This window comes from Pseudomonas capeferrum, assembly GCF_013523055.1.
Taxonomy (GTDB): domain Bacteria; phylum Pseudomonadota; class Gammaproteobacteria; order Pseudomonadales; family Pseudomonadaceae; genus Aquipseudomonas; species Aquipseudomonas capeferrum_A.
Window position 1 is genome coordinate 56,126 of record NZ_JAAMQM010000030.1, and the last position, 6,639, is coordinate 62,764.

At 60.0% G+C, this 6,639-nt stretch carries 2 protein-coding genes; both read right to left on the bottom strand.

The genetic code is table 11. The annotated features are described in order from the left end of the window. Positions 1-185: 185 nt before the first annotated feature. Positions 186-2,093: a hypothetical protein gene (locus tag G7009_RS25360; RefSeq protein ID WP_258198053.1), complete on the bottom strand. Its 1,908-nt coding sequence runs from the start codon at positions 2,091-2,093 to the stop codon at positions 186-188. 298 nt (positions 2,094-2,391) lie between these two features. Continuing rightward, complete coding sequence (locus tag G7009_RS25365) at positions 2,392-6,618, bottom strand: RHS repeat domain-containing protein (RefSeq protein ID WP_181132926.1); 4,227 nt, start codon at positions 6,616-6,618, stop codon at positions 2,392-2,394. Positions 6,619-6,639 lie beyond the last annotated feature (21 nt).

Here is a 6,639-nt window from a genome sequence, read left to right on the forward strand (position 1 = left end):
CATTACCTGTGAAGGGTCCAAGTCAATTTCTGGTCGGCCTTTCATTGCAAGGCCTTACCATCGGCGGGAAAGTCTAGGGATCAAGTTGTGTTACCTGTGTAGGAAAAACCCTATGTCGAGCGCGACTTTCCTGATACACAGGGGCTGCAGGTAAACCTTCATGCAGCCCAGGCGCTGAGATGGCCTCAAGGGATAGGGCAAGTTCCAGAGCCAGTGGCCAGGCCCACCAAGGCTTCGGCCGCCTCCGAGGTGATGGTTTCACCCTCGTAGTCGAGGGAGTAATGAACTCGTCCACGACCGTCTGCCCCCATGCCCGCGGGGTCGTAGATGGGCAGGATATGTGTCGAGTAAGGTTTGATTTCCCAATGGAAACCTTTATCCGCCTCTGCCTTGGTGATCGTCAGAGCTTCGGTTTTCTTGGCGGGTACGATCTCGGTGTCTCCGGTACGACCGCCCAGCGCGCTCCAGACCATCGTCACGGCACCACCATTGGGCAGGTATTTGGCGAGCGGCTTGACGAAGACCTTGAAGGCCGGATCACCCGCTGGATTGTTCGGTTCCTCCCATAATGAATTGCAGTTGAGCCAACGGCTGTTAAACAACCGTTGGAACTCAGCGGTATCAGGTACTTCGGTTATAGCATCGGCCTTTACCGAGGCGCTGAGGGAGCGCTGTTCATTACCTGCGTCCAGTGCCTTGCGAATGGTGTAGTACACCGGCAAATCGGTTTTGTTGCCGGCATTCAGGATGTAGGTCCATGGAATTTCCCGCTCGATTTGCGGGCCATCGCTGGTATCGACGGTATAGGTGGCTTCCGTTACCAATGTGCCATCCCAATAGAAGTCCACTACCTCGCCATTCTTGGCTGACGGGTAGAGGGCGAAGGTCAAGGTGGCAGGCTGGCCTGCATCGCTACGGTGCAATTCGTTTTCCACTGCCGACACCTTGCCCTTGGTGATGGGGGCAAGCAAAAGCTTATTGATCGGATTGGGCCAGTTCGGGTCCGGATCCGGTCGTGGTGGGCCGATGACCGAGAAGTCGACGTCCACCTCGATGCTATTGGGGCCGTATGGTACGCAATGGCGTAGTACCCGGTAGCTGACAGGCGTTACCACTTCGCTGTCCGCCTTGCCGTAAGCCGCCAGCAGCCGGTCAGGGGGTACGACGATGGAGAGCGGGAAGGACCGTGAGCCGATTTGCTCGGTAAGGAGTTGCGAAGTGCCCCAGGTCACTTCGATCACATCGGTGGGACGGTGATTGTCGAATGCTGGGATTTCGACAGTCACGCCGGCCTGCGCATCTGCCAGGTCGATCAAACCGTCCGCGGCCAGGGGAACCACCGGATCCTTCAGGTTGGTGGGTAGGTTGCCAAGGTTCACGAAAACCTCGGCAACCTCGGAGATCCGGCTGCGATTGGTGGCTTTGTCGAGCAGCAAATAGACGATATAGAAGTGGCCATCATCGCGCTTTTCGATCTCTGCCTTGGGAATCAGCAGTTTCCGATCGGCCGGCAACAGGCCGGCCTCCAGCGGGTCGGGGTAAGGGGCGATAGGAACGGTGTCGGAGTAATACAGCGCGTAGCGGTCGCCGGCTTCCTGATCTGGATAGGCAGGGAGGGTTATTTCGATCCCCGTTGGGTTGGCGGTGAAATAAGCGTCGGTGATCGGTACGCTGGGCAGTGTGACCGGTTCTGGCTCGACATCCCCCCAAGGCGGCGTGCTGTCACAAATCAGTGATACGGCGTCTGAGGTGTTGTCCCAGCCTTGGTATTTGTGGATGACGTAACGCAGTTGGCGCCCACCGTCCGGTTTGAGGTGTTCTTTGGGTACAGTGACTGTCACCGGGAAGTCTGCACTGTTGGTCTCGTCGTATTGGTGCAGCGGACCTACAGGCTCGAACGCGCCGACACCACCACTGCCATCGACCTTGGCCATCTGAAGTTGCAGTCCATCGTACTCGTCCCAGCCAGTCTCAGGCAGGTCGTCCCACTTCGCGATGACCACATTCAGATCGGCTGCCAGCACATCCTTGTTCAGTGTGCCATCCGCTGGATCGATGATACCGGGTACCGTGGGGTCGGCCAGATCGGCCAATCGCGTGCTCAACTGGCGAACCCGCTGTTGCTGATAATCTCGGCGTACCTGTGCTGCATGTTCACGTGGCGAGGCTTTGCTTATCATGTTCACTCCGACAAAATCCACGATGGGACTGCTTGGTTCGAGCGTGCATGACGGGGACGTCGGCATGCCCTTTCGCTAAGTAGGAACAGGCTAACGTGGGGCGACAATCGCCGAAACTGGTAAAAATGCTAGGTAAGGAGGGCAATACAGGGTATTGAAAATCTTGAGCGCGAAACCAAAAAAACCGCTGCGAACAGCGGTTTTGTTTTATTCAAAGGGCCGTCTGAGTTGTAGGGTTCTCGAATCGGGCAGTAGGGGAGTTATCTGGTCTACCTCGGAATCTAAAGCTTTTAGTACGGCGATTGAGTATCGGGTTTGTCTGCCATCTATGATTCACGTTTAGCTCTGGCGGTGGCGGCGCATTCCTGGGCAGTCCACCACCCATTCCGCGTGCTGCCGCCTGCTCGGGCGCCCCAGTCATGGCGGAACTGCCCGCAAGTGGGTTACCCGCTAAGGAGCCACGCCCAATGGAGCCCCCCGCAACGGATCCGTTACGCGAAAGATAAGCCGACACCGCCATCCCGCCGATGGATCTCGCGGCGTTCAGCACACCCAGCCCGATACTGGCCAGGCCGAGGTACCCCGCCCAATCTCCTGCGTTCTGGTTATTGGTAGCGGCGGCCACGGTCTGCGCAGCTGCGCCGCCGACCGCCAATGCAGCCGTGGCCGTGCTCATGATGGCTGCAGTCACGGTCGTGCCGGCGAACTTGGCGAGAAACGCAGTACCCAGGCCAACCTGCGCGCCAGCCGCCACTGCGGTACCCGCCGACGAGACCGCGGCCGCCGCTCCCGCGCCGAACGCACCTACCGCAGCCAGCGAGGCGCCTGCGGTCACAACGGCGGCAATGGTTGCGACCACGGCGATACCCACCCAAACCCATTTCATGACGCCACCCGTACCAGGCTTGCGCCCCAGCCAGTTCGGGTCATCTTCATCCGGGCGTCTCGGCCTGCCGCCTCCGCCGGTGGCGGCGTGGCCAGTCGGGTCGCGCAAGCTGATCGGGTTACCCAGGCAGTAGGCATAGGGGTTCAAGCCACCGCTGTCGAACGGGCTCTCCGAGTCCGGGCTGTTGAAGCGCATCAGCACCGGGTTGTAGGCCCGGTAGCCACGGCCTAGCAGGTACCAGCCGCTGCCCTGGTCCAACGCCTCGCCGTTGAAACCCAGATGGCTGCGCAGGGGTGGGGCGGCATGTTGCTGGCCATAGGCACCATAGGTGGCACCGCGCACCGTACCGGCCTGGCATTCGGCAATCACGCTATGGCTGGCGCTGGTCTGCAGTAGCAACGTTGCAGCGGGATCGTCGGTCTGTTGCGCCAGCGGTGTGTCAGCATGGAAACAGTAGCGGGTATGGTGGCTGCCCTGGATGGCCAGGCTCAGCCGGTCACCTTCGAACCACAGCAGGTTTTCCTCGCCACCGTGGGCCGTGCTGGTCAGCAACTGGCCCTGGCCGTCGTACCGGTAGCGGCTGTTCGTGCCGATTTCCAGCAGGCGATTCTGGCTGTCGTAGCTCAGTTCATTGCCACGCTCATCGATCTGCAGGTTGCCGTTGAGGTCGTGTGCGAACGCCAGCTCGGTGGTGCCCCCACCCGCTCTGGTGAGGCTCAGACCGGCCAACTGGCAGCGGTCATCCAGCTCGTAGGTATACCTGGCCGTTTCGCTGGAGCCATCGGGGAATGTAGTCATGCAGAGGGTGATATTGTCGAGGGAGTCGAAGCGGAAGACCTGTTTTTTCACCTCTCGGTCTTCATTGTCCTTGGGCAGCTGCAGGCCGCTGTACTCAACGATGGTCAGCCTGCCCCGCGAGTCATAGGTGAATTTCTCCTTGAGCAGGATGTTTTTACCCTCGCGCGACAAGCGTGCGTCGAGCAGGCCGTCTTTGCCCCACTCCTGGAGCAGCGTCTTCTGCGACTGGCCATCGAGCAGCTGGGTACGCCGATTTTCGCGCCCATGTTCGTCATAGTCGAGAAGGGTGGTCAGGGTGCTTTTATTGGCCTGGTCACTGCTGGTTACCTGGCACAGGCGGCCCAGCAAGTCATATTCAAAGCCCGCATGCACGTTGCCCTGGGTGGTGGCCCTAAGGCGGGTACGTTCATCGTATTCGTGCAAGATGGCGATTTCGCCAGCGTCCGTGCGCTTTACCAAACGGCCCTGGACCGAGCTGACGTAGGTGGTCGTCAGCCGTTTGCCGTCCGGTTGCACCCAATGCTCATGAGTCAACTGGTTGTTCAGGTTGTACTGGTACTCTCGGTCACCCCGCGCATTGCTGGCTTTCATCAGTAGCGAGGTGACCGGGTGGTACTCGTACGTGGCCTCTTCATCGATGGCCTTGCTGAGTGTCGGAAGGGGTGACAACTCCAGCTTGTAGCCGTACTCGATGGTGTTGTTCGCGCCTGTGACCATCGACTGTGGCGCGGATTGCCCTGGTACATGAAGGTATTGTTCGAGCCGCTTGCCGACTGTGCGCGAGACCAGCCGGCCCAGGCCGTCGAAGGCTTGGGTACCCACCTCGTAGCGTGGTTCGGACTCCTTGTTGGTGATGACAACGATACGCACAGGCAGCTCGGCGACGGTGTGGGCGGCATAGGTGCGTTCGATGCGGCTTTCATCGGGCAGCAGGTTGGCGGTCATGCGCCCGAAGACATCGTACTCGAACCCAGTGGCATGCCCGCGCTCATCCGTCTTGCTCACGCAGCGGCCCAAGCCGTCGTAGGTCAGCTTCTGCTCAGCCACGGGCACGTCGTCAAGGTCCAGGCGCTCGATCAGCACTGGCTTTTCGAAGACATTGATCCAGGTGCTGACCTTTTCGCTTTTCAGCGTCTGCCCGGGTACCTGTAGCCAGCGGGTCTTGAGCACATTGTTGTCTTTATCCGTCTGGGTGGGGTCGTACGACACATGCTCCTGCACGCCGTCGGCACGCAAGACCATGCTGCGCTCGCCCCAGCCGTCGTAGCGGTACTCCGTGGTTTGCAACTGCTCGGGGGCCGGATAGGGTAGCCCGTCCAGCCAGTCGTGCTGGCTTTCCTTCGATTCTCGCCCCCATGCGTCATAATCGCGCGACAGGGCCAATATTTGCTTGGTAGGCCTTTCGGGGTCGATATGGCTCCGGCGCTCTTCCCGAATCCTGCCCAGACCGTCGAAACGCGTCTCGGTGATCACCCCCTGGCTGTCCGTGGAACGCTGGTAGGCCTGCTCTTGTTCACTCGCGCACAGATAATGCGCCTCGCTGCGTACCGCTTCGCTCTCGCCGCCCGGCGCGACCACCTGGCGGGTAATGCGGCCCAGGGTGTCGTACTCGGTGAAGCGCGCCACCTTGTCTTCGTCAAGGTCCAGCAACATTTCACCGGTCTGTAATGAGAAGCCCTGAGCGGTCGCTTTCTGGGATGCGTCGAAACCCTGTGTGGTCTGTTCGGTTTGCAGTACGCGTATCTGCTTCCTGAACCACTCGGGAGCGGGTTTTTTATTGCGGTTGGGTTCTGGGATCAGCTCGCCAAGCGTATCCCAGGTGACGGTTTCATAGGTGTAGGCATGCTCCACGCGAGTGTCCAGGGTTTTCGGCTGGCCCGGCTCGTCGGCGGCTGGGTTCGGGAAGGTCGTCAACTGAGTGCGCAGGCGGCCATGTAGCATCGGTTTGTCTGGCTGGGCACTCTCTTCAGCTGTCGACCAGTAGCTGTAGCTGATGGTGTTGAGGTCGTCCCCGCTGGCCAATGTCTCGCTCTGCCGAGCCAACCAGTGTTCCTGGCCACTGTCGGCGATGCTGCTGGCCAGCACCGGTAGGCGCTGGTAGCGATAGCGGGTGGTCAGCGTGGGGGCGTTGCGCGGGTGGCCGGCTGCAGGTGTCACTGTCGTTTGTTTCAGGTGCCGGACAAACCCTTGGTCGTTCCCTGGGTAGCCTTCCTCTTCGGCCTTGTACCAGGTGAAGGTTTCGACGACACCGTTGGCCGCCTTGTGCGTCAAGAGGTTGCCGTAGTCGTCATAAGTGCTGCTGACATACTCAGAACGGTTGCGCGTTGCGTTGTCCCTCAACCGCCAGCGAGTCTGGACATTGTGTGGCAATTGACAGTTATTCGGCTGTTCGACGAAAAGACCGGAGCGCAAGTTGTAAGTTGTGATCTGTTCATGAATGTTGTTACCCACGACCGTCTTGCCGTCATCACCGAGCTGACTGCCGTGACAGGTCGCCTCGGTGGTGATCAGGTGAAACTTGTTGAAGCTGCGCGCGATGCTGCGCACCGGCTTGCCATCGACCCACAGCGTTTCGGTGGTGCCATAGTCATAGTCGAGTGCCTTGCGGAACAGGTTGTCCAGGCCATCGTCCTTCCACTCCAGTGCCGCGTTGCCGCCCAGGAAGTTGTGCCCATCGGCCGAATAGGTGTAGCGCGTGTCGATCGACGGTTGGCCATGGCCGGGATGGTTGAGGTGCTGGGTCACCCGCGGCATCGGATCGACCCCTGAGCCGAT